The 23,889-nt window shown below is 53.3% G+C and carries 24 protein-coding genes and 1 riboswitch; of the genes, 1 reads left to right on the top strand and 23 read right to left on the bottom strand.

The window, feature by feature from the left end; all coding sequences use genetic code 11:
- The first annotated feature begins 65 nt into the window (after positions 1-65).
- Positions 66-1,658 (top strand): phosphoglycerate dehydrogenase, encoded by a 1,593-nt coding sequence (gene serA, locus KXU80_RS01215; RefSeq protein WP_219836499.1) that lies wholly within the window; start codon positions 66-68, stop codon positions 1,656-1,658.
- Between the two features lie 218 nt (positions 1,659-1,876).
- On the opposite strand, the gene KXU80_RS01210 is transcribed toward serA, so the two are convergent.
- The 23 genes from KXU80_RS01210 to sigF form a co-directional block, all read right to left on the bottom strand.
- Positions 1,877-3,295, bottom strand: a complete 1,419-nt coding sequence (locus KXU80_RS01210; RefSeq protein ID WP_219836497.1) for a HAMP domain-containing sensor histidine kinase — start codon at positions 3,293-3,295, stop codon at positions 1,877-1,879.
- Entirely contained in the window at positions 3,296-4,012 is a 717-nt protein-coding gene (locus KXU80_RS01205; RefSeq protein WP_219836496.1) for a response regulator transcription factor, read from the bottom strand.
- 89 nt (positions 4,013-4,101) lie between these two features.
- Positions 4,102-5,361 (bottom strand): cytochrome c biogenesis protein CcsA, encoded by a 1,260-nt coding sequence (gene ccsA, locus KXU80_RS01200; protein WP_219836495.1) that lies wholly within the window; start codon positions 5,359-5,361, stop codon positions 4,102-4,104.
- Positions 5,358-7,022, bottom strand: a complete 1,665-nt coding sequence (locus KXU80_RS01195) for a cytochrome c biogenesis protein ResB (protein ID WP_219836494.1) — start codon at positions 7,020-7,022, stop codon at positions 5,358-5,360. Before KXU80_RS01195 ends, ccsA begins: the two co-directional genes overlap by 4 nt.
- Positions 7,023-7,042: 20 nt before the next feature.
- Complete coding sequence (locus KXU80_RS01190; protein WP_219836493.1) at positions 7,043-7,573, bottom strand: redoxin family protein; 531 nt, start codon at positions 7,571-7,573, stop codon at positions 7,043-7,045.
- Positions 7,574-7,669: 96 nt separating this feature from the next.
- Positions 7,670-8,410, bottom strand: coding sequence for a pseudouridine synthase (locus KXU80_RS01185; RefSeq protein ID WP_219836492.1), 741 nt, complete (start codon positions 8,408-8,410; stop codon positions 7,670-7,672).
- Between the two features lie 161 nt (positions 8,411-8,571).
- The gene (locus KXU80_RS01180) at positions 8,572-9,108 is read right to left on the bottom strand and encodes a spore maturation protein (RefSeq protein WP_308858155.1); all 537 of its coding nucleotides are present in this window, start codon (positions 9,106-9,108) and stop codon (positions 8,572-8,574) included.
- On the bottom strand, positions 9,101-9,790 hold the full coding sequence (locus KXU80_RS01175) for a nucleoside recognition domain-containing protein (protein WP_219836491.1): 690 nt from the start codon (positions 9,788-9,790) through the stop codon (positions 9,101-9,103). Before KXU80_RS01175 ends, KXU80_RS01180 begins: the two co-directional genes overlap by 8 nt.
- Positions 9,784-10,986 (bottom strand): D-alanyl-D-alanine carboxypeptidase family protein, encoded by a 1,203-nt coding sequence (locus KXU80_RS01170; RefSeq protein WP_219836490.1) that lies wholly within the window; start codon positions 10,984-10,986, stop codon positions 9,784-9,786. Before KXU80_RS01170 ends, KXU80_RS01175 begins: the two co-directional genes overlap by 7 nt.
- Before the next feature lie 145 nt (positions 10,987-11,131).
- Entirely contained in the window at positions 11,132-11,596 is a 465-nt protein-coding gene (gene ytfJ / locus KXU80_RS01165) for a GerW family sporulation protein (protein ID WP_219836489.1), read from the bottom strand.
- An 81-nt stretch (positions 11,597-11,677) separates the two neighbouring features.
- Complete coding sequence (locus KXU80_RS01160) at positions 11,678-12,373, bottom strand: DUF2953 domain-containing protein (RefSeq protein WP_219836488.1); 696 nt, start codon at positions 12,371-12,373, stop codon at positions 11,678-11,680.
- Positions 12,374-12,452: 79 nt separating this feature from the next.
- Positions 12,453-13,133 (bottom strand): SMC-Scp complex subunit ScpB, encoded by a 681-nt coding sequence (gene scpB / locus KXU80_RS01155; protein WP_219836487.1) that lies wholly within the window; start codon positions 13,131-13,133, stop codon positions 12,453-12,455.
- Complete coding sequence (locus tag KXU80_RS01150) at positions 13,099-13,878, bottom strand: segregation and condensation protein A (RefSeq protein ID WP_219836486.1); 780 nt, start codon at positions 13,876-13,878, stop codon at positions 13,099-13,101. Before KXU80_RS01150 ends, scpB begins: the two co-directional genes overlap by 35 nt.
- Before the next feature lie 44 nt (positions 13,879-13,922).
- On the bottom strand, positions 13,923-14,393 hold the full coding sequence (gene ribE / locus KXU80_RS01145) for a 6,7-dimethyl-8-ribityllumazine synthase (RefSeq protein WP_219836485.1): 471 nt from the start codon (positions 14,391-14,393) through the stop codon (positions 13,923-13,925).
- A gap of 48 nt (positions 14,394-14,441) precedes the next feature.
- Entirely contained in the window at positions 14,442-15,692 is a 1,251-nt protein-coding gene (locus KXU80_RS01140) for a bifunctional 3,4-dihydroxy-2-butanone-4-phosphate synthase/GTP cyclohydrolase II (RefSeq protein WP_308858153.1), read from the bottom strand.
- Positions 15,693-15,740: 48 nt separating this feature from the next.
- The gene (gene ribE / locus KXU80_RS01135; protein ID WP_219836484.1) at positions 15,741-16,424 is read right to left on the bottom strand and encodes a riboflavin synthase; all 684 of its coding nucleotides are present in this window, start codon (positions 16,422-16,424) and stop codon (positions 15,741-15,743) included.
- Positions 16,425-16,484: 60 nt separating this feature from the next.
- Complete coding sequence (ribD, locus tag KXU80_RS01130; RefSeq protein WP_219836483.1) at positions 16,485-17,615, bottom strand: bifunctional diaminohydroxyphosphoribosylaminopyrimidine deaminase/5-amino-6-(5-phosphoribosylamino)uracil reductase RibD; 1,131 nt, start codon at positions 17,613-17,615, stop codon at positions 16,485-16,487.
- 153 nt (positions 17,616-17,768) lie between these two features.
- Positions 17,769-17,973, bottom strand: a riboswitch (FMN riboswitch).
- A gap of 153 nt (positions 17,974-18,126) precedes the next feature.
- Complete coding sequence (locus KXU80_RS01125) at positions 18,127-18,558, bottom strand: peptidylprolyl isomerase (RefSeq protein ID WP_219836482.1); 432 nt, start codon at positions 18,556-18,558, stop codon at positions 18,127-18,129.
- 28 nt (positions 18,559-18,586) lie between these two features.
- Positions 18,587-19,915: a diaminopimelate decarboxylase gene (lysA, locus tag KXU80_RS01120; protein ID WP_219836481.1), complete on the bottom strand. Its 1,329-nt coding sequence runs from the start codon at positions 19,913-19,915 to the stop codon at positions 18,587-18,589.
- Positions 19,916-20,050: 135 nt separating this feature from the next.
- Positions 20,051-21,664, bottom strand: coding sequence for a spore germination protein (locus KXU80_RS01115; RefSeq protein WP_219838805.1), 1,614 nt, complete (start codon positions 21,662-21,664; stop codon positions 20,051-20,053).
- A 204-nt stretch (positions 21,665-21,868) separates the two neighbouring features.
- On the bottom strand, positions 21,869-22,312 hold the full coding sequence (locus KXU80_RS01110) for a stage V sporulation protein AB (RefSeq protein ID WP_308858151.1): 444 nt from the start codon (positions 22,310-22,312) through the stop codon (positions 21,869-21,871).
- Entirely contained in the window at positions 22,305-22,985 is a 681-nt protein-coding gene (locus tag KXU80_RS01105; protein ID WP_219836480.1) for a stage V sporulation protein AA, read from the bottom strand. Before KXU80_RS01105 ends, KXU80_RS01110 begins: the two co-directional genes overlap by 8 nt.
- 130 nt (positions 22,986-23,115) lie before the next feature.
- Complete coding sequence (gene sigF / locus KXU80_RS01100) at positions 23,116-23,871, bottom strand: RNA polymerase sporulation sigma factor SigF (RefSeq protein ID WP_219836479.1); 756 nt, start codon at positions 23,869-23,871, stop codon at positions 23,116-23,118.
- Between the last annotated feature and the right edge of the window lie 18 nt (positions 23,872-23,889).

Raw genomic sequence — 23,889 nt, 5'->3', positions numbered from 1 at the left:
ATAGACGAGGGTCTTTCACTTCTACCATATTTTCATCATACAAAACGCTCAGGAGGCAATCCAACATGTTTAAAGTATTGGTCTCAGATCCAATCAGCGATTTAGGCATTCAGAAGCTTATGGATGCGGAGGATGTCGCTGTAGACAAGAAGCCTGGTTTAAGCGAAGACGAGCTTGTTGCCATTATCGGCGAATATGATGCGCTGCTTGTTCGCAGCCAAACGCGCGTAACCGCTCGTATTATGGAAGCCGGTAAATTGCTTAAAGTCGTTGGTCGTGCGGGTGTAGGCGTCGACAATATCGATTTGGAAGCTGCAACGCAGCGTGGTATTATCGTGATTAATGCGCCGGACGGCAACACCATTACAACTTGTGAGCACACATTCGCTATGATGATGTCGGTAGCCCGTCACATTCCCCAGGCGTACCTGAAAACAGTTGGCGGCGAGTGGGATCGTAAATCCTTCCTTGGCGTGGAGCTTCGCAACAAAGTACTCGGTGTACTCGGCATGGGCCGGATCGGCAGCGAAGTGGCCAAACGCGCCAAAGCGTTCGGCATGGAAATTTGGGGGTATGACCCATTCTTGACAGAAGAACGCGCAGAGAAGCTTGGCATTCGCTTGTCGAGCGTGGATGACATCGTTCGCAATGCGGATTTCATGACCGTGCATACACCGCTGACGCCGGAAACGCGTCATATGATTTCCCGTCCTCAATTCGAGGTCATGAAGAAAGGCATGCGTATCGTAAACTGCGCACGCGGCGGCATTATCGACGAGCACGCACTGGTTGAAGCTGTTGATCAAGGCATCGTTGCAGGCGCCGCATTCGACGTATTCGAAGTCGAGCCGCCAGCTGCCGATCACCCGTTCTTGACGCATCCTAAAATTATCGTAACGCCTCACCTTGGCGCATCGACGGTGGAAGCGCAAGAAAACGTCGCCATTGATGTTTCGGAGCAAGTATTGAACATCCTGCGCGACAAGCCGTTCATGAATGCCGTGAACATGCCTCCGATTCCCTCTGACGTACTTAGCAAGCTGCAGCCGTATTTCGGCCTAGGCGAGAAGCTCGGAAGCTTCGTATCGCAGCTTACAGAAGGCGCCGTTGAAGAAATTGCAGTCAGCTACGCAGGCGAGCTTGCGGAAGTCGATACGCAGCCGTTGACCCGTTACATCGTTCGCGGCGTGCTCTCGCATCACCTCGGGTCCGATCAAGTCAACGTCGTAAACTCGATGCACCTTGCGAAGGAACGTCACCTTAACATCGTCGTTCAAAAATCGCATACGGCTCGCGACTTTACGAATTCCATCACAGTAACGCTTCGTTCCAAAGTGGCGACACGCGTTGTAACGGGAACGCTGCTGACAGGCTACGGCCCGCGGATCGTACAAATCGACCGCTTCCCGGTTGACGTTGCGCCGGAAGGCAACCTGATTCTGATCTCGCACAACGATAAACCGGGCATCATCGGTAACGTCGGCATGCTGCTTGGCAGCAACAACGTCAATATCGCAACCATGCAGGTCGGCCGTGAGCTTGTAGGCGGCGCTGCAATCATGGTATTGACTGTCGACAAAGGCGTTTCCAAAGACGTCATTGCCGAGCTCGTGAAACTGCCAGATCTCAATAAAGCCAAAGAAATTAAGCTATACTAAGACAAAGAGCGCCGTTTCCTTGAGAAACGGCGCTTTTTTTTTATCCGAAATAGGCGTTTACCGAAAGAAAATGTTTCACGACCAACAAGATTTGTCTACTTCCTTCAACAAGAACCGACTTTTAGCGGTTGCTGTGCCTTTATGCACGCGCGGTGAATTGAATCAAAGACTTGCTTAAACAAAAGGCGCCCTCGTTGGAGTGCGCCAATTCACGTTGTTTATACAGCTAGGCCTGCCGGAAGCAGAATGGTAAATGTTGTACCAACGCCGACGACGCTCTCGGCCTGTATGCGGCCTTGATGGGACTCAATGATGTTCTTCACGATTGCCAGCCCAAGCCCTGTGCCGCCGGCTCCCCGGGTACGTGCTTTGTCCGCTTTATAGAACCGTTCAAATATAAACGGAAGATCCTCTGAAGGAATTCCTTCGCCCCCGTCGATGACCTTGATCTCGACGAATGCTTTGTGTTCGAGCGTCAATTGACGCGCGCTGAGCGTAATATGCGCCTGCTTGGACGTATGTCGAAGCGCGTTATCGAGCAGATTCGTCAGCACCTGTTCCAGCCGGTCTTCGTCGCCTTGTGCAATAATGAGCGGCTCGGGGGGCAGTTCGGCATGAAGCTGAATCTCCTCTTCCTTCGCCCGCAGCTCGAACTTTCGGTGAACGCGTCTCAAGAGAACCGTCAAGTCGGTGGATTCCAGCTTCATTTCCATATGCCCTGCTTCCATCCTTGCGAGGTCAAGCAGGTCCTTCACAAGTCTTCCCATGCGAAGCGACTCGTCATAGATGACTTGAGCGAGCTCCTTGCGTTCCTCAGGCGAAGCGGCGATATCATCGAGCAGCGCCTCGCTGTAGCCTTGAAGCATAGACAGCGGCGTCCGGATCTCATGCGAGACATTAGCCACGAAGTCGCGCCGAAGCTTCTCCAGCTTCGATTCCTCCGTCACGTTCCTCATCACGGCAACAGCGCCGCGTACGGTATCGTTGGATTTCAGCGGCGCCATAACAACGGACCAAACGCCGCTTTGCACATGGACCTTGTCCGTCAGGTCGCGGCCTTCCCTTAGCACGGTCCGATAGAGATCGAACAACGGCTCAGGTACCTGCGAATGCACTCTGCGTTCTTCCGACCATTCCAGCTCGTTCCATCGGTCCATGATTTGTTGACCATGCGGATTGGCCAAGATGATTTGCCCGGCGGCATCGAATGTAACAACAGCGTCTGCCATGCTTCGATGAACGCTGGCAAGATGCTCCTTCTCGTGGTTCAAATCGCGAATCAACGTATCCAGCTCAACGGCCATGTTATTGAACGTATTGGCCAAATCCCCGATCTCGTCGGATGAGCGGATCGGTACGCGTGTCCGATATTCGCCTTGGGAGATAAGATCGGCTGCCTTCTTCATTTGCAGCAGCGGCTGGGTGATTTTGGTCGAGAGGAAGAAAGCCAAGAAGGTAGAGAGCAGAAAACCAATGATCGCCGTGTATACGAACAGCACTTTGACCCGGTGCGAATCATCGAAGGATGCGATATCGATGTATTGCAGCAAAAACATGCCGAGCACGAGTAAAACCGCCGCTACAAGCGCAATTATAGTCAACCAAAGCTTACCGACAACACTTCGCCAGATCATCACTTACTTGGACACCTCGAGTTTGTAGCCGACGCCCCAGACGGTGGTGATCATCATAGCCGCTTCTGGCGATACCTTGTTCAGCTTTTCTCGCAGGCGTTTGACATGCGTATCCACCGTACGAAGATCACCGAAAAATTCATAGTTCCAGACATCCTTCAGCAGCTCTTCGCGAGAAAATACTTTATCCGGCGAAATGGCCAAGTAATGCAGCAGTTCGTATTCTTTCGGCGTCAGGCTGACCTCTTGTCCCCCAGCCATGACACGATGAGCGTCGTGCTCGATAATGAGATGCGGAAATACGATGTTGTTGCTCGTGAGCGCTTCCTTCGTCAAGAAGGCAGTAGCTGATGAACGGCGCAAAATCGCCTTCACCCGATAGATAACCTCGCGCGGGCTGAACGGCTTCACGACATAGTCGTCAGCACCGACCTCAAATCCCTGCACGCGGTTCATCTCTTCGCCTTTCGCGGTCAACATGATGACGGGCGTCGCTTTCACCTGCCGCAATCGGGTACACACCTCGATCCCGTCCATGCCGGGCAGCATGACATCCAGCAAAATAAGATCGAATTCTCCCGACGTCGCAAGACGAAGCGCCGTTTCTCCGTCCTCAGCCTCTTCGATCAGATATCCTTCTTTTTCCAGGTACATTTTGAGCAGCCTGCGAATACGTTCTTCATCATCCACGACCAGAATACGGTGAAGCTCTTCCGACATATGCCATGTCCCCTCTCAATTCATGTACGAACCCTTACTGTGCTGCAGGCGCGCGTCCGAAGAGACGCGCGCCTGTAAATAGATGCGTATTACACACCTGCGTAGGAATGCAAGCCAACAAGGACAAGATTGACCCCGATCAGCGTAAACATAACGACCACGAAGCCGATGACGGCCAGCCATGCGGACTTGGAACCATGCCAGCCCCGCGATAGGCGGAAATGCAAGTAAGCTGTATAGTAGAGCCAGGTAATAAGCGCCCATACTTCCTTGGGATCCCAGCCCCAGAATCGCGACCAAGCGATATAGGCCCAGATCATGGCGAATATCAAAGCGCCGAGCATAAAGATCGGGTAGCCGATTGCAATGGCGCGATAGCTGATTTCATCAATATCATCCTCGTCGATGCCATCCATAAGCGGATGGATCGCCGCTCCTATGCGTTTGCGAAGCACGAGCCTCAGCAAGCCGTACAGAATGGAGCCGTTAATGATGGACCACGTAATCGTGTTCAGCTTACGCGCCGCGTTGACCCCTTTCATCCAGGATGGGGTTTCCATCAGCGGCTCATCCACGCCAAGGAAAGAATCGACGGAGATGACTTGACTGTTGTATGGCTTGAAGATCGGCGGAAGTGAGTATTCCACGGTTTCCGTCGTCGTATTCTCGATCCCCTTATCGTCAATCGTCACATTCTCCTGTTTGAAGCTTGCTTCATAACCCGCTCCGCGGAATGCAAATACGGAACTTATGAAGGCGATGATGATAATAATGACATAAAGCGTGAATTCAACCCAACGCTGCTCGCGTCTTGCTCGCTCGTTCGTTTGTGTGAAATCAACCGTACGCAGCAGATACATCAGTCCGGCTGCGAATCCGACGGCGAAGAACGCTTCGCCTGTCGCTGCCGTCGTCACATGCACCTTCAGCCAAACGGATTGCAGCGCCGGTATGAGCGGCTGCACCTCTTGAGGGAAGACAGCCGCGTATGCGACGATGATAACCGTCAGCGGCAGCGTGAAGAGACCGAGTAGCGGCTTACGGTATAAGGCATTGACAATAATGAAGGCGAACATAATCGCCATTGCAAGGAAGGACATGAATTCGTACATGTTGCTGGTCGGAATATGACCGCCGCCGATCCAGCGCGTAATGAAGAAGGTCAAATGCGAGATGAAGCCGAGCAAGGAAATGATATAAGCAACGGTCCCCCACCGCTTAACATGCTCCTCCGGACTGCGGTTGCTCCATTTGCGGCCAAGCGCTGACACGCCGTAGAACAAAAATCCGAAGCAATATAAAAAGAATGCGACAATAAAGGCGTCGCTGCTGAAATCAAGCAAACTCACGATTTGTTCCTCCCGTTATCGAGCGACTTCGGCTCTACGACGATGCCAATACCGCGCAGCGCGGAAGCGACCTCGGCACGCATGCCGTAATTATTCTTGTTCGTATGAGCTCCGAGCGTTACGCGGCCGCGATCGATGCGAAGCCAGATCCGGCGATGCTGCCAGTACGAACCGATCAGCAGACCAAACATCGAAATTCCTGCGCCGAACCAGATATAAGGCATAGCGCGGTCGTAACGAATGTTAAGCGAAGTCTCCACCGGGGCGAATTCGACGCCGTCCATCGACGGCACCTTCAGCTCGTAACGCTGCCCCAGCTTACCATTAATCACATCTTGGCTGAACCGCGCTTTATCCGTCTGTTTCGGAAAATACATGTACGGTTCGCCTTGCGCCGACAGTTCCGGTCCCTTCAGGACGAACACGAATGCCGGTGCATTGGGATCGCGCGATTTGGTGGTCGGCCTGCCTTCCGCATCCAAGGCAAAATCCATATAGGACTGGCGAAGCTCAAGTGAGTAAGGCCCCAGATCAAAATTCAGCTTCGGATCGCGCATGTTCAAATCGATCGGGCCGTAAGTCTTACCCGTCTGATGGTCAATGAGCACCGGGTGCACCGCCTTCAATCTCGGCGTGTCATCGAATCCGAACTGGTATGCCTTGATCCCCTTGTAAGACAGCGGATCATTGACGATAATCTTGTGATGCTTCACTTCGACGAGCTGCGGCTTCTTGGAAGGATCATCACAATCCGCGGAGCAGGTATACAATACGGCCTGCGTCTCATAAAGCTTCGCTCTTGCCGTTCCCTGCAATTCTTTCGGCAGCTCGGCATCCGTGTAATAATTGATCGTGAACTTCTCGTTCTTGATGTAGTATTTCGTCTCGGGAACCTTCACCGTCTCCCCCTCGGGCACGGTAACGTAGTTATCCATCGACCAGCCGGGCAGTGTACGAAGCAGTACCGCGAGCAAGAAAACGATTAGCCCGATATGATTGATGTACGGCCCCCACCGGCTAAACCGGTACTTCTCCGCCAGCAGCGCGCCGTTATCCTGCGTTACGCGATAATGCTTCCGCTTCAGCTGCGCCGCGAATTTCTCCGTCCAAGCCTCGGGTTCCCCAGCCGCCTCACCGACGTATACGGTTTTCTGGCGGGTTAGAAATTGCTCGTGCTTGCGGATCTGCTGCTTTTTCAGCGCACGATAGAGCGGCAGAACCCGATCCAAGCTGCAAATTACGAGCGACGTGCCGATCATGACGAGCAGACCGATAAACCACCAGGATTCATACGTGTTGGAGAAACCGAGCTTGTAATACCATTTGCCGATCCAGCCGTAACGGTCTTCGTAATATGTACTTGGATCAAAAGAAATGAATGCGTTCTCCTGCGTGAAAATCGTTCCGATCATCGCCGCAATAAGCGTGATGATAATGAGACGCACGGCAACCTTCACGGAAGAGAAGAAGTTCCATACGCGATCGATCGGCGACGGATTGCTCTTCTGCGAGCGGCGCGCGATGCCGTCGTATCGCATCTCAAGCGGCTCATCGCTATTCTCTTCGCTCGGTTCCTGCGGATAACCGCAGTTCTCACAAAGCACCGTACCTACCGGATTCTGATGGCCGCATTGACACTTCGTATTTTCAAAAGCCGACATGCAAAAAAACCTCCCCAGGATTAGGACGCAAGCAATTTCGCGATACGCTTGTCCATATCCGCTTTCGCCATCGGACCGATAAACACGTCCATGATCGTTCCGTCAGGCTTCACGAAGAAGGTGGTTGGATACGATTTTAACCCGTACGCGCGTTCGACTTGCCGATTGTTGTCTTGTAAAATCGTATAGCTGACATCGTATTGCTTAATAAAGTTGTTAATCGCAAGCCGGTCCTCGCTGAGGTTAATGCCGACGATCTCAAACGGCTTGTCCCCGTGCTTCTTGTACTGCTCTTCCAAATCAGGCGTTTCCGTCACGCATCCCGGACAGAAGGTGCCCCAGAAGTTAATGACGAGCGCTTTTCCTTTGTAATCGTCCAGCCGATGCGTCTTCCCGTCCGTTCCAAGGAGCGAGAATGAAGGAGGCGTGGAGCCTTTTCTCGGCAGACCGTCGCTGCTGCTCGCAAAGAGCGAATGGCCGATCGCGTAGCCGCCAAGCACCAGAACGCCAAGGAAGATCAGCACTTGGATGAGTCTGCGGTTTGATTTCATATGTTATTCACCGCCTGTTCTATAGATGCAGTTATGCCTGAATCCGTACACCCATTATAACGAAAATCGGACGGCAATTGAGGTTGCCGCCGATCGTTATTTTTGAATTTTATGTGTCTTGACTGCCGCTGCGCGAAGGTCTTGGATCTCTCTCGGCGTTAGATGGCGAAACTTGCCGCGCGCCAGACCATGCAGACCCAAATCACCGAACCGCACTCTACGAAGCAGGATGACGGGATGATTGATTGCATCGAACATTCTTCGAACCTGCCTGTTGCGTCCCTCATAAATCGTGATCGTAATCGTCGCTTGGTTCTTCTCCGTATTAACATCGTGATACTCCACTTCGGCAGGTGCCGTCATTCCGTCCTCAAGCAGAATGCCCTGCTGCAGCCGCTCCAGCGCCGAACCATGGGGTACGCCTTTCACGGTTGCCCAGTACGTCTTCGGTACGTGGTGGCTCGGATGCGTCAGCAGGTTGGCGAACTCGCCGTCGTTCGTCAGCAGCAGCAGCCCTTCCGTATCATAATCGAGCCGTCCAACGGGATAGACCCGTTCTTTGATGCCAGGCAAGTAATCCGCGACAATTTTGCGGCCTTGCGGATCGTTAGCGCTTGTAATGACGCCCTTCGGTTTATGTAACATCAAATATAGCTTGCTTTCGCTATGAATTCTGCGGCCATTAACGGTAATGACATCCACTGCGGGATCGGCTTTGACACCAAGTGTCGTGACGGTCTCTTCATTGACCTGAACCTTCCCCGAGAGAATAAGCTCCTCGCATTTGCGGCGTGATGCGACGCCTGCTTGCGCCAAAATCTTCTGTAAACGTTCCAATTCATTTCACCTCATCCTCCATCATACCCTAAATCCGTATGCGAAAGAAAGTGCGTGTCGAATAAGCGCTGTTTTTGCATAAACAAAATAAGCCCTCAAGTGTGCATTCGCCGATATCAGGCGCCGCACGCTGCAGGGCTTCACTCATCAGAAATTTACTATTACGAACCGAAGACGAATAAACAGATAATAATAGCTGCAAAAAATCCGACAACATCCGAAAACAGGCCGACTTTCAACGCGTATTTGCTCTTGCGGATACCGACGGCGCCAAAATAAACCGTCAACACGTAAAGCGTCGTATCCGTGCTGCCTTGAATCGTGCTCGCGATTCTTCCAATCATGGAGTCCGGACCGTAGGTCTTGATTAATTCCGTCGTAAAAGCCAGCGATCCCGCTCCCGTCAGCGGCCGAAGCAAGCCGAGCGGCAGCACCTCGCTTGGAATGCCCAGTTGATCGAACAGCGGGCGAATAAGGCCTGCCAGCATATCCATCGCGCCAGAAGCGCGGAACATGCTGATGGCGACCATCATGCCGACGAGATGCGGAATGATATTGATCGCAGTGCCGAACCCGTCCTTCGCCCCGTCAATGAACGTTTCATAGACCGGAACCCGCTTGAACGCAGCATATAGGGGAATAAAAACGATCATTAGCGGGATGAGCCATGCTGAGATCGACGTTACCCATTCATACAACGGCCTCACCCTTTCCTTGGCCGTAATCCGCTTCCGCTGTATTGGACGGCGCTCCCGCCCTAGGCGTCACTGTGCTGTCTCTTCCCTTCCATTTGGGTGGCTTGCGATTATATCGGCCCCGGTACCAGCGGTCTGCCGCAATCGCCGCAACGGTAGCTACGAGCGTTGCGGCAAGCGTGGTGCCGACGATCTCCGCGGGATGCGCCGAGCTGTATGTCATTCGAATCGCAATGAGCGTCGTGGGAACAAGCGTGATACTGGACGTGTTTAGCGCCAGCAGCGTGCACATCGCCGCAGATGCCGTCTCTTTCTCGGGATTCAACTTCTGCAGCTCCTGCATGGCCTTAATGCCCATCGGCGTCGCGGCATTGCCGAGTCCAAGAATGTTCGCGCTCATATTGCTCATGATGTAGCCGAGTGCCGGATGTCCTTTAGGCACGTCCGGGAACAAAAATCGGACAACCGGCTGAAGAAGCACGGCGACCTTGCGAAGAATACCTGCATCCTCAGCAATCCGCATTAATCCGAGCCAGAACACCATGACGCTGATCAGTCCGAAGCTGACGGTAACGCCGCTCTTGGCGCCTTCAAACGCCGCTTCCGTCAACGCTTCCATGCGTCCGTTCATAATAGCGGCCGCAAAACTGACGGCAATGAAGAAGAGCCAAATGATATTTACCATCCCTCAGCCCCCTTCCCTCCGAATAATGACGATGTGGAGTCGGCAAGCGCATGCCAGTACGAGACGTAAGCCGGGGTGCCCATAACCGTTTTCGCCTTGCCGCCAGCCGCCAACGTCGGTTTGTCCGGGACCTTCAATCGGCTGCTCTGTGCATCATATATGGGCGAAGCACCGATCTTCTCATCGCCGATATACCACTCCATCAACCCGCGCTCACCGAGCGAATAAGCGGTCGAACCGGTTTCGACAAGCTTCAACTTCGTATGCAGCCGCTCCTTCTCTCCTTCTGCAAACGGATATTTCAACGTTCGTCCAACGGCAAGCGGATACCCATTAACTGCCTGACCCTTGTGAGCTATTTCGCTGAGCGGATAGTGCGAGAAGCCGTAATTCAAGAGCTTCTGGTGATCATTCCAATCGTCGCCGTCATTGATGGTTACGGCAACGAGCTGCTGGCCGCCTCTCGTGGCGGAGCTGACCAGACAGCGCAGCGACTTTTTGGTATAGCCTGTCTTCACGCCGTCTGCACCCTCGTACATCGCGAGCATTTTGTTTTTATTTTTCCATAGGTAATCCCATTTGTCGTTCGGATTAGGTGCGGACTTCGACTTTGTCTTGACGATCTCCTTGAATACGGGATTCTTAAGCGCATAAGCCGTCAGCTTGGCCAAGTCAATCGCCGAAGAATAGTGTCCCGGCGCATCCAAGCCGCTGGGGTTCATGAAATGGGTATTCGCGAGGCCCAGCATCTCCGCTTTCTCGTTCATCATGTAAACGAAACCCTCCTCCGATCCCCCGACATGCTCCGAAATCGCGGTAGCGGCATCGTTGCCGGACCTCAGCATAAGGCCGTACAGCATGTTCTGCAGGCTCATTTTCTCTCCGAGCTGCAAATAAATGGAGGATCCTTCTTTCCCCGCCGCCCGTTTGCTCGTCATGACCATGTCCGACAAGCGCCCGTGCTCAATCGCTACAATAGCGGTCATGATTTTCGTCAAACTTGCAATCAACATGGACTTGTCCCCATTATGGCTGTACAAAATTCTTCCCGATGTCACATCGATAAGCGCCGCTCCTTTAGCTCCTGTTGTTATCTTATCGGGCGCTGCGGATGCAAGCCCCGTTATGCCTGGCAGAAGAAGCAGCGCTGCGACTGCAATTCGTACCAGTCTGTTTGTTATGCGGGCGAGCCTCATACATGTCCTCCTTCATTATGTCACTAAGTCGTAATCCGTCTTGTACAAGTATATGAAGCGGGAAGATATATATCCCAACCCGTCCCAAAAAAAACAAGCCGCCCCTGCCGGGGCGGCTTGCTTTTTTCACGCTGTAACCAACGCGTCAGCGGACTTCCATGCTGTCGATAAGCATGGAGTCCATATCTGCATCGGAATGGTTTTTTTGAAACATGTTCTGGATTTTGTCAAACATTTGCGGTGCAGAATCGAGGACACGTTCCATGAGATGCGTTTGATTGTCCAGCGGCACAATGCGTACGCCGTGGGTGCCGACAACGAGAAACGCAATCGGCGTAATGGATACGCCGCCGCCGCTGCCGCCGCCAAACGGGAGCGATACCGATGCGTTGTGAGCATCGCCGTTCTTGCCTGCGCTGTTGCTGTCACTGCCGCCCATGCGGATATCACTGCCGCCTGCCACGAAACCAAAGCCTACTTTGGAAATGGGCATAATGACGCTGCCATCCGGCGTTTGGACAGGATCGCCGACAATGGTATTCACGTCGACCATTTCTTTAATATTTTCCATCGCGGTTTGCATTAAGCCTTGAATCGGATGGTCATTCATCAATAAAGTCCTCCTTGTTTCAAAATCGGAAGCTGCTCCTTGCCTTCTGTAGGGTTCCCTCGAGCGGAACGCATTATGTAATCAGCTGCGAAGCAAAATACGCTGCCAACCCCCAAAGCCGCTTGGTGCTCCAGGAACGCGCTTTATTTGGAGGAGCAGACGAAGTCCGGCGTATACGGCATAGCCGACGGAAATTTTAGCCGTAAACTGGCCTTCTGTCGAGAAATGAGCCTCCTGGTACACCGGCTGCACGGCAAGCTGGGGGTCCGCATCCAATCGGATCAGCTGCGAGATGATGCCGATGGCGGTCGTCTTCACCGACCAGACCATACCTGTCACCATCGCGGTCCACATGGCATCTCCGGTGCCGACGACGCTTGTCCATTTCCATTCCGTAACGTGGACATGCCCGAGGGAGGTTCGAACCCAACCCAGCAAATCGTCCGTTTGCGTCAGCATCGTTCTAGCCCAAGCAAGGTATTGCATGATTGTCTTCGAATTCACGTGCTTCATTGCTGAATTTTTATTCGCGTCAGAAATGTTCTCAGCGGTAAGCTCATGCTTCAAATCCATGCCCATGCCCTTTAATTTCATCACAGGCATCTGCCAGTGGTAATGGACAAGGCCAAGCAGCGCGCGAATGCGGAGCTCCGCATCGTCATCGTCGCCAATGCGCTTCACATGTCCGCGAATGATAACCGGTGAGAGCGCTATGATGAGAAAGAGCAAAAAAAAGAGACCTGCCGCGATCATCCATCCGAACGGGTAGCCAAGCATGGCTGAGTTCCCCCATTTCCCTTGATTGGTCGGATATAGTATGACCTTGCATGCAAATCTCATTCTTATTCTTGCCAGACTATCTCTCTGAAGCAGGCTCGATTTCAAGCTCTTCCAAGTGTTCCTCGTTATCGTCGCCAAACGCGGCGTCCAAGTCGGCCATACGCATATCTTCAAGCGTCATCTGGCGGCCTTCCAGCTTCTCGAAGAGAAGCTGCGTCTGATCATCCAGGTCGTCGGCCGTAAACGCTGACGGTTCAGGCAGTGCATCCAGCCCGGATAAGCCGAAATAGTCTAGGAACGATTTGGTCGTCCCATATAAGATCGGACGCCCGATCTGCTCAGCGCGGCCTACTTCCTCGATCAGATCCTTGCTGACCAGCGATTGAAGCGCGCGGTCGCATTTGACGCCTCGGATTTCTTCGATCTCTACCCGTGTGATCGGCTGCCGGTACGCGACGATGGACAAGGTCTCCAGCGCCGCTTGCGACAAGCTTGCCCGCGTCGGCGAATAAGCCATGCGTTCAAAATATTCAGCGTGGGCCGGATTCGTCGTCAACCGGTAAGCGCCGGCGACAAGCGACATCTGAATTCCGCGTTTCTTGGATTTCAGGTCCTTCATCAGATCTTTGGCAAGATCCGCGGCGACGGCTGCGTCCAGCTGCAAAATATCGGACAGCTGCTTCGCCGTCAAACCTTCATCCCCTGCCATAAACAGCAGTCCCTCAATAATCGACTTCAACTTCGAATAATCCGCCATCAGCTGCTTCTCCCCTCCAATGCACAACGATATCATCAAACAGGCTGTGCTGGAAACAGCGAATATGTTTCATTTTCATCAGTTCAAGCAGGGCCAGGAACGTTACGACCACCTCATGGCGGCTCATATCGTCGCGAATCAGCTTGGAGAAGCGTACCGTTTCGAATTCCCTTAGAACGGCGACAATGTCGCGAATCCGATCCTTCACCGAAATTTCGTCTCGGTGAATGGTCGCAATCACGTTGCGCCTCGTCGATTTGCGGAGCGCCTTCTGAAAAGCCGCAATCAAATCTTGTACGCTGAGCCCCTTAACCGGATTGTCCGGCACGACCCTCATGAATGGGGTCATATCCTCGGGCTCCTTCGTATAAACAAGACTGCGCTCCAGCTCTTGTTCTCGCAGCTGCTCCGCGATCTGCTTATACTTCCGATACTCCACGAGCTTTGCAATGAGCTCATCGCGCGGATCCAATCCGTCGTCCGGCCAATCCTCGTAATCATCTTCGATGACAGGCGGCTTCGGAAGGAGCTGTTTGCTCTTGATCGACAGCAGTGTTGCCGCCATGACGAGAAATTCGCTCGTAACCTCCAGCTCAAGCTCCTGCATCGCATTCAAGTAGTCCATATACTGGTCGGTAATCTCACTGATGGACACTTCATGAATGTCGATTTCCGCCTTATCGATAAGGTGAAGAAGAAGATCGAGCGGTCCTTCGAACGAATCCAGCTTATAGGTCACCGCCATGGCGAAAGCCCACTCCTAGTCTACAATTGGTAATGTCCGCTTGTTTAGCCTTTAAGCACTTTCGTCAGGTTCGCCATCTCGATGGCGGTCACTGCCGCTTCCCAGCCTTTGTTGCCGGCTTTCGTGCCTGCACGCTCGATTGCTTGCTCGATGGAGTCTACTGTCAGGACGCCGAATATAGTCGGTACGCCGGTTTTCAGTCCCACTGCATTGACGCCTTTCGCCGCTTCGTTGCAGACATAGTCGAAGTGAGGCGTTGACCCCCGGATAACGGCGCCAAGGGTGATGACGGCGTCGTATTTGCCGCTCTCGGCCATTTTTTGCGCGATCAGCGGAATTTCGAATGCGCCCGGCACCCATGCGATTTCGACTTCGTTGTCTTCAGCGCCGTGGCGTTTGAACGCGTCCAGCGCGCCGCTCAGCAGCTTACCGGAGATAAACTCGTTGAAGCGTCCTACGACTACACCATATTTTAAACCTTCGGAAATTAAATGTCCTTCATATACATGCGGCATTTCTTCTTCATCCTCTCTGATTGTACACTACCCAAGGTGTTGTTAGGGTTAGATGTTGTTTGATTTATCGTCAAATTTGAGCATATGGCCCAATTTGTCTTTTTTGGTGTGCAGATATTGATCATTGTCTACATTGCTATCCATTTGAATCGGTACGCGTTCCACGACCTCAAGTCCATAGCCTTCCAAACCGCGGATTTTGCGCGGATTATTCGTCAACAGCCGCATTTGGCTGATGCCAAGATCCTTCAAGATTTGAGCACCGATGCCGTAGTCGCGCAAATCAGGAGCAAAGCCCAACTTAATATTCGCGTCCACGGTATCCATTCCCTGCTCCTGCAGCTGATAGGCCTTCAATTTGTTGATCAGGCCAATTCCGCGGCCTTCTTGGCGCATATAGAGCAGCACCCCGTTGCCAGCTTCATTGATTTGACGCAGGGCAGCGCCCAGCTGTGGACCGCAGTCGCAGCGGTGGGAATGAAACACATCGCCAGTGAGACATTCCGAGTGGACGCGCACAAGCGTTGGCTTCGATGGATCGATATCGCCTTTCACCAAAGCGACATGTTCCTTGTTGTCGACTTCGTTTGTGTAGGCAATCGCGCGGAATACGCCATAATCCGTCGGCAGGTTCACTTCGACGGCCCGCTCCACCAAGTTCTCTTTCTCGTTGCGGTAATGAATCATTTCTTGGATCGAGATCAGCTTCAGACCGTGCTTTTCTTTGAATTCAATCAGATCCGGCAGACGAGCCATGGAGCCGTCTTCCTTAATGATTTCGCAAATGACCGCCGCCGGAGCAGAGCCGCACATCCGGGCCAAGTCAATCGCTGCTTCCGTGTGGCCTGCGCGTCTTAGGACGCCGCCCTTCTTCGCGATCAGCGGGAAGATGTGTCCCGGACGGCGGAAATCCGCAGCCTTCGTGTTCGGATCGATCAGCGCCTTCACCGTCTGGGAACGCTCGTAAGCCGAGATTCCCGTCGTCGTCGATGAGTGATCGACGGACACAGTGAATGCCGTGCCATGATAATCGGTATTGCGCTGAACCATTGGCGGCAAATCAAGCTCCTCCGCACGCTCCTGGGTAATCGGGATGCATACCAAACCGCGCCCTTCGGTGATCATGAAATTGATAATTTCCGGTGTGGCTTTGCTGGCCAGGGCAATCAAGTCGCCCTCATTCTCGCGGTCTTCGTCATCGACGACGATAATCGCTTTACCAAGCATCAAATCGTAAATCGCTTCTTCAATTGGGTCCAATATGGATTGGCCGTTCGCTGCACCGTGCTTGTCGCTCATCACTGCTTCACTCCTTCGCTAACTATCTATGGCCTATCTGTCAACTGTTTAGAAAAATCCATTCTCCGCGAGAAACGCCGCCGTCAGCTTACTTCCGCTCTCCGGCTTACCCTTGTCCTCGCCTGCATCATCGCCGCCGCCCTTGAAGTGCAGCAAGTGGTCGACGTACTTGCCAAGCACGTCGCATTCGACGTTAATTTCGCCGCCCGGTCCTTTATGCTGCAAAGCCGTTTCCTTCAAGGTGTGCGGGATAATCGACACCATGAAGCTGTCATGATCGGCTGCCACAACCGTCAGGCTGATACCATCAAGCGTGACGGAGCCTTGTGGAATAACGTAACGCATCAGCTTGCCGTCATGCGGGCGAATGGTGAACACGACCGCGTTGGCATCATTCGTTCTGGAGATAATCTTGCCGATGCCGTCCACATGTCCTTGCACGATATGGCCGCCGAATCGACCGCCTGCCTGCATCGCGCGTTCCAGATTGACGGACTCGCCTGGGCGGATATCCTTCAAATTGGAATGGCGGTAGGTTTGAGGCATGACGTCTACGGTGAAGGAAGATCCGTCAAACGCAGTGACCGTCAAGCAAACGCCGTTAACGGAGATGCTGTCTCCGATCATGACGCCTTTCAGTACGCGGGAGGCTTCGATAATGATGAGCATCGCTTCGCCCTGCTTGAAAGAACGCTTCAGCTTGCCGATTTCTTCAATGAGTCCCGTAAACATGGCTTTCCTCCTCTCCGGCTTCCACAGTTCATATGCTTATTATTGGCAATCCGTCTGCTCCTATGCTCCGTTTGAACGGTCGCTTGAAGCGTAATTGGGATAACCGCTGAGATAGAGATCCTCGCCAACCTGCTCGACATGAACCTGTCTGAACGGAATTGCATCCGCCATCTTCTCAAATCCTTCGAATTCGAACACGGAAGGGGATGCAGCGCCGCCAATGACTTTAGGGGCGATAAAGAGCTGCAGCTTATCGATCAAGCCAAGCGCAAGCATCGCGCCGTTCAGCTTGCCTCCCCCTTCCAGCAGGATCGAGCCGATTTCGCGTTCGCCAAGCTTGCCCATGGCCAGAAGCAGATCTACCCGGCTTCCTTCGCCGCATGCGATCACTTCCGCCCCTGCCGCTTCCAGCGCCGCCCGCTTCGCAGGATCGGCGCCCTCCACCGTCAAGACGATTACTGAAGCCGTCTTGTCCTGAAGCAGCCTAGCTTGCAGCGGCAGCCGAAGCTTGGAATCCACTACGATGCGTACAGGATGAACGGCAGGAACCGATAATCGAGTCGTTAGCTCGGGATCATCCGCCAGCGCCGTTCCGACACCGACCATGATGCCCATATGCTGATGCCGCAGCGTGTGCGTCATCTCTCTAGCCCGCGGCCCGCTTACGTACCGGCTGTCGCCTGTCTTTGCCGCCAACTTGCCGTCCAGCGTCATCGCGGATTTCATCGTGACATAAGGCAGCCGCGTTACAATGAACTTGTTGAACGCCTCGTTCATGCGCATCGATTCTTGTTCGAGCAAGCCGACCTCGACGCTAATCCCCGCTTCGCGAAGTCGATTGATTCCCCGTCCCGCAACCTGCGGATTGGGATCGGTACAAGCGACGACGACGCGTGCCACCTTCGCTTCGATGAGACGGTCGCAGCAAGGCGGCGTTCGCCCATGATGGCTGCAAGGCTCCAGCGTCACATAGGCTGTGGCTCCTTCCGCTTGGTCGCCGGCCATTCGAAGCGCATGGACCTCTGCGTGACCCTCGCCGCGCCGAAGATGCGCGCCTAGTCCAACAATACGGCCGTCATTCACAATCACGCAGCCGACGACAGGATTAATATCGGTCTGTCCCTTCGCTTTGGAAGCCATGTCCAGCGCGAGGCGCATGTACGTTTCATCGCTCAAAACATCGATCGTCATAACAAAAATCACCCCTCGGCTATGGACGCCAACGGGGTGATGGGTATCGTAAATCATAAAGGGACGGATTCGAAGACACATTCAAACAAACCTGACAACCTTGTGAAAAAAAGAACAAAGTTGACAAGAAATGACCAAATGGAATTCGCGATACGTCTCCTTCTCCCATCCAGACTATACTGTCGGTCCCGGATTTACACCAGGTCCACCGTCAAGCAGCCTTGCATTCCCTAGAAGGAACTGCACGCTTGCGAGCCGGGTCACGGACTGACAAAGTTCACGGAGGCTGTTCACGTATGGACAGCTTCACTCTTTGATCACCGCCGGTTGGGAATTTCACCCGACCCCGAAGGAAAGTCGCAAATACTTTTGTGGAAATGTTACCACTTCACCATCGAAAATGCAACCAATTTTGTTGGAATACATTTGCAAGCGATTCCAATCCTCGACTTGGAACCGCATCAAAAAACCCGCAGCTGCGGATTTTCTCCACAAGCTGCGGGCTGTTAGCTTAGACGCTCAAAATTTCAACTTTTTCCATTTTGTCGCGGCCTTTCAATGCATCGACATGCTCCATGCCTTTCGTCACTTTACCGAAGACCGTATGAGCGCCGTCCAGATGCGGCTGCGGCTGATATACGATGTAGAACTGGCTTCCGCCCGTATTGCGGCCGGCATGCGCCATTGCAAGCGCTCCGCGCTCGTGCTTGTTCGGGTTGATTTCACAATCGATCGTGTAGCCTGGGCCGCCCGTGCCTGTGCCAGTAGGGCATCCGCCCTGCGCAACGAACCCAGGGATAACGCGGTGGAAAACAAGGCCGTTGTAGAAGCCTTCATTTACCAGCTTTTCGAAATTTGCAACCGTGTTCGGTGCATCGTTTTCAAACAGATCCAGATAAACCTCTGCTCCGTTTGACATGGTGATTTTTGCTTGTTTAGCCATGAAAATGTATTGCCTCCTGTCGAAACTGTTATTTAACCGCAGACGTTTGCAGGCGTGCCGGAATAACGTCATTGCCGACGATATCGTCAAGCGATTCGCGTTTGACGGCTACATCGGCTGCGCCGTCTTTGACGAAGACGACAGCCGGACGGCGAATGCGGTTGTAGTTGCTCGCCATTGCATAATTGTACGCGCCTGTACAGAATACGGCAAGCAGGTCGCCGCTGTTTGCTTTCGGCAGCTCTAGATCGATAATCAGTTTATCGCCACTCTCGCAGCATTTGCCGGCTACCGTAACCGTTTCGACAACCGGCTCATTTGCGCGGTTTGCAAGCACAGCCTCGTACTTGGACTCATACAGCGCAGGACGAGGGTTGTCCGTCATACCGCCGTCAACGGCGATATATTTGCGTACGCCAGGGATGTCTTTGCTTGTCCCTACCGTGTACAGCGTCGTACCGGCATCGCCGACCATGCTGCGGCCCGGCTCAACCCAAATTTCAGGCATCGGATAGCTTGCAGCGGTGAAATTCGATTTGATGGCATCGGTAATCGCTTTGACGTATTGCGAGACGGGTAGAGGCGTGTCGCCTTCTACATAACGTATGCCGAAGCCGCCGCCAAGGTTGATGACGCGGAAAGTCACATTCAGCTCGCTGCGTACTTGAACGGCAAAGCCGGCTACTTTATCGACAGCCATCGCGAAGCCTTCCACCTCGAAAATTTGCGAGCCGATGTGGGAGTGTACGCCGAGCAGCTCCAGGTTCGGCTGGGAAACGGCTTCTTGAATCGCTTGATAAGCCGTTCCATTGCCCAAATCGAAACCGAACTTGGAATCGGTTTGTCCCGTGGAAATATAGTCATGCGTATGCGCTTCGACGCCAGGCGTAATGCGAAGCAGGATGTTCACTTTCTTGCCTTTGTCGCCGGCAAGGGCGTTGAGCAGGTAAAGCTCGTTGAAATTATCGACGACGAAGCAGCCGATATTAGCGTCAAGCGCCATGATGATTTCATCCGGCGTCTTGTTGTTGCCGTGGAAGTGAATGCGCGATGCCGGGAAGCCCGCTTTAAGCGCTGTATAGAGCTCGCCGTCGGAAACGACGTCAAGGGACAGTCCTTCTTGCTCCGCAATGGAGCACATAGCCATAACACTGAACGCTTTGCTTGCGTATGCGACTTGGAATTTAAGCCCCGATGCACGAAACGATTCTACATATTCACGCGCTCTTTGACGAATAAGCGCCTCGTCTACGATATAAAGAGGTGTGCCGAACTGCTGCGCCAAATCTGACGTATCGCACCCGCCGATTTCCAAATGACCTTGTGCGTTGATTTTACTGGTACCGTGAAAGTACATTCAATTTCCCTCCGCTTTCTCCCAAAAAGTTCCTACTACTAATGTTTGCATCATTTAGCATCAGTATAGCGCATTCGGTTCCCCGCCGAAATGGATAATTCCACATTTCATTTGCATTTTTTGCAAAAGCATCCGTCAGCTGCCCTCGTTCGGCATCCGGTCCCGCTGCTGCGGCTTCAAGTAATTCGGGCGTTTCCGGTTCTGCAGGACAGGCGTGCGGAGCAGAATGCTGAGCAAGCCCTTCAAGTCAAACGGAATAAACGGCCACATATAGGGCCGATTGAAAGACCGCTCGAGGCAGAGCATCACGACGAACACGGTCGAACCCACCATGAATCCCGGCACCTTGAACAAAGCGACCGCGATGATTAGCAAAAGCCGTATGATCCGGTTAGCCAGTCCAAGCTCATAGCTTGGCGTCGCGAACATGCCGATGGCCGCAACGGCCATATACAGGACGACCTCGTTGACGAATAAGCCTGTTTTGACGGCGATATCGCCGATCAGTATTGCAGCGATCAGCGACATGGCCGTGGCAAGCGGCGTAGGCGTATGAATGGATGCCATGCGGAGCAAATCTACTCCGATCTCCGCAAGCAGGAACTGTGCCACGAGCGGCAGCCGTCCGGCTTTCTGCACACCGATAAAATCAAGCGCAAGCGGCTTGAGCTCCGGCCGCGTCGTAAATAAGAACCAAAGCGGCAGCAAGAACAAGGAGCAGGCGATCCCGATAAACCGCACCCAGCGCAGATAAGTGCCGATGAATGGCGTTTGTCGGTTCTCCTCTGCATGCTGCAGCAAATCGAAATACGTCGTAGGGAGAATCATCACACTCGGCGTCGTGTCGACGAAGATGGCGATATTGCCTTCCATGAGATGAACGGCGACGGTATCTGGCCGCTCCGAATACCGGACTAGCGGAAAGGGATTCCAGCCCCGCTTAACGGTCGCTTCTTCCAGCTGCTTATCAGCGAGCGGCAAACCGTCGATTTTGACTTGCTTGATTTTGTCGCGGATCGATTGCAACATCTCCTTATCGACGATGTCGTCAATATAGGCGATGCAGACATCCGTCTGCGTCCGCTCCCCGATTCTCATGATTTCATAGCGCAGCTTCTTGTCCCGCAGACGGCGCCGAACGAGCGTGACATTGACGAGCATCGTCTCCACGAACCCGTCGCGTGCTCCTCGGACGACGCGCTCCAGCGTCGGCTCTTCGGGATTGCGTGCCGGGAAGCTCTTCGCATCGATCAACAGCACCTTCGCCTCGCCGTCGATATACATGGCTGTGCCCCCCGACATAACGTCCGTCATCATATTATCCCAATCCTCTTCCTCCGTGACCTGAATCGCCGGCACGTAGAGCTTGAAGAAATCATGGAACGAATCTGACTTGAAATCATCCGCCTGCAGGTAAGTCAGCCGTTTCAGCACTTCGGTCAGAACTGTGTCTTTCGCAAAGCCGTTCATGAAGAACAGCGCGACGCGGCGGCCACCGAAAACCATGTCGCGAACAACGATGTCGAAGCTCGTCTTAAAGCCAATATCGTCCTCAAGCTTCTGCAAATAATCTTCGATCCGAAGGGGGATAGGTATGTTCTTCTTCCCTTTGGACTGTGTTTGCTGTCTTTGCGCTTGCTTTCGATGGCCGGAAATCGATCCGTCTGCTTGTTTAGCCGAATGTGCAGCCACAGAATCGGAATCGGTGTTCGCGTCGGTGCCGGAAGCATGCGAACCGCTGTCATCCATGCGTTGACGGTCCGTTCCGGCTTCGGCGCCCTCGGCACTGCCGTGAGACTCCATGCCTGCTTCCTTCTCCATATCGACTTTAAAGCCATCCTCGTCCTCATGCCAGAATACATGAACCGGCTTCTTGAATTCCGTTGTTCCATGATTCTCTCTGCCGTGCCCGCGTTCATTCATCTGAAGTCCCGCCCTTTCCTTCTCTTCTGTCTATGAATTGTCGTCCATCCATTGAAATACAAGCCAATCAAACAACGAACCTGTCACCTTGCCGAGCACCATGGCGATGACAAGGCTAACGAGATACTTGCTGAGCCGTACCCGCTTAGCCAAAATGGGGAGCACGTTCATGACCTCGGTCAGCGCAGCCCCCAGCATGCCGACGAAGATCCCGTCGAAGGTGCCAATAATAATCAATGACGTAATCTTCGGCAGCCACAAGCGCCATTCCAGGAAATCCGCCAGCGACCAGAACACGGCCCCGCTCACGACCGCCGTTTCGAACCATATCGATTTGCGGTAGGCGAACGCGAGCTGCGCAAGTCTTGGAATGACGTCGAGCACGATGAGAAGCGCAACAAGCGCGCTGCCGACCCCGAGTCCGCCTGCAAAACCCAATATGGCAACAAAAGACGAGGCAGCAATATTAACCATCCTCGATCTCCCCCTCGGACTTCTCCTGCTTCCGTGCGGTGATCGTTTCGCCGGGTTCGTTCTTCTTGCGCATCTCGTCGGCGATGACGTAGGCATTCACGTTCTCCTCGTACATGTACAGCTCAACCTCCAGCGGATTAGGCTCTTCATTGAATCGTTTGCGGAACAAATGATTGAAGAACACAAGCATGCCGATGCCGATGCCGATCGAGTAAGGAACCTGAAACCAAAGCGGATGCTCGGTCTTCTTACCGGTGACGAGCTCTGTAATTCGTTCATGCACATCCTTCATGTTTACGTCAGTATGGAAATTCATGATAGCCAGACCGGACCCCAAAAAAAGCAGCAGCCAAATGATAACGAGCACTGCAATGTTAGGCTCCCGTGGCGCATCGGCCACAATAACGAGCACTTGCGGATCGCCGAAGGAATCGATAACAGCTTCCGGCGAGGTTTCCCGTATCAACCGAACAATCTGAAGCAGGTCGATGACGACGCGATTGCCGTCCTTTTCGGTGTGACGATGCAGCGTAAGCCGCTCCAGCTTCGTCTCCAGCTCGGGATCGCTTGCGAATAACCGTGCCGCCTGCCCCAGCGTGACAACGCCGCCGGGTCTTATGCCGATTCGCTTGCGCAGCCTTAAATATACGCTTGACATGGTGTCGGAGCTCATCAGCCGCCTCCTTCTCGTCATGATTTCCTTGTTAGTATGAGAAAAGGAGCGTAAGGATAATCAGAGCAATGACAGCAAAAAAAGCCAAACGGCATTTGGCCGTTTGGCTTTTTTCGTCGATCGTACGCAGTCACTGCGCGATCTGATTTCGGATCAGCTGTAAAATTTTCTTCTCCAGCCGGGATACCTGCACCTGCGAGATACCGAGCCGCGCGGCAACCTCCGACTGTGTCTGATCGCGGTAATATCGGAGGAACACAATTAGCCGCTCGCGCTCCGACAAGCCCCCGATCGCTTCATTCAGCGCAAGCTTGTCGAACCATCTCTCCTGAGAATCGTCCGCGATTTGATCCATCAGCGTGATCGGATCGCCGTCATTCTCAAACACCGTTTCATGAATAGACGTCGGCGGCTTGTTCGCTTCCTGCGCGAAGACGACATCCTCGGGTGATATGCCGAGGCGTTCCGCCACTTCCTTGATCGTCGGCAGCCTGCCCAGCACCTTGGACAACTCATCCTTTGTCTTGCGCACTTTATTGGCCGTTTCCTTCAACGATCTGCTCACCTTCAGCGTACCGTCGTCGCGAAGAAAGCGCTGAATCTCACCGATAATCATCGGCACCGCATAGGTGGAGAACTTTACTTCATACGAGAGATCGAACTTGTCGACCGATTTCAGCAGGCCGATGCAGCCGATCTGAAACAAATCCTCTGGTTCGTAGCCCCGTCCCATAAATCGCTGCACGACGGACCATACGAGCCGGATATTGCATTGTACCAACGTATCGCGCGCCAGCGTGTCTCCCGATTGGCTCAGCGCGATCAGCCGCTTCACCTCGGAATCATCCAAATAAGGCTGCGCCGTTTGTTTCATATCGACGTCCATACGGTCCAACCCCTATGC

This window comes from Paenibacillus sp. R14(2021) (assembly GCF_019431355.1).
In the GTDB taxonomy this organism is placed as follows: Bacteria; Bacillota; Bacilli; order Paenibacillales; family Paenibacillaceae; genus Paenibacillus_Z.
The sequence above is the reverse complement of the archived record's forward strand: the minus strand, read 5'-3'. Positions and strand labels throughout refer to the sequence as shown.